Raw genomic sequence first — 543 nt, 5'->3', positions numbered from 1 at the left:
CTCTTTGGTAGTGTATCAACTACAAAAGCTGGCATTAAAATGTCTGGACCATGGGTAGATAAAGAATTTCGTCCAGCTGTTGTTCAAAGTATTGTTGGTCATTTTGCTGGACATGAGACTTCTTTCCATATTGACATAGACACAAACGGTAGTATTACTTGGTGGGGACCAGATATTGGTAAAACACCTATTGCAACACGTGGTAACGGAAGTTACTTCATTAAATAACAAAATAGAAAGCGAAACAAAATGGTAACTAGAATGATTTTAATAACTATCTTAATTTTAGCGATTCTTTTCGCTACATGGGTAAAAGATAGAGAAGCAATGAACCCACCTTTCAAACGTAGACTTGTGATTGACTTAACGGTTATTTTATCCCTGTGGGTTTTATATGCGGTCTTCTTCTTTACACAAACTCCCTCAACTTCTGATATTGCCAAAACTGTGATTGACGTAGGTTTATTGTACTTTGTAGGGCAATTTATTTATTTGGTCGCAAAAATCAGTCCTATGTTCGACGGTTTGGTTAAACTTATGAAA

General features: G+C 35.9%; 2 protein-coding genes. Both read left to right on the top strand.

The annotated features are described in order from the left end of the window. The coding region (locus tag FDW96_RS15420) for a hypothetical protein (RefSeq protein ID WP_212732918.1) at positions 1–228 on the top strand (228 nt) is incomplete at its 5' end. A gap of 33 nt (positions 229–261) precedes the next feature. Further along, a partial coding sequence (locus FDW96_RS15415; protein ID WP_212732917.1) for a hypothetical protein occupies positions 262–543 on the top strand: 282 nt, incomplete at its 3' end.

Origin of the sequence: Citrobacter sp. TBCS-15 (assembly GCF_005280815.1) — a bacterium.
In the GTDB taxonomy this organism is placed as follows: Bacteria; Pseudomonadota; Gammaproteobacteria; order Enterobacterales; family Enterobacteriaceae; genus Citrobacter; species Citrobacter werkmanii.
The sequence above is the reverse complement of the archived record's forward strand: the minus strand, read 5'-3'. Positions and strand labels throughout refer to the sequence as shown.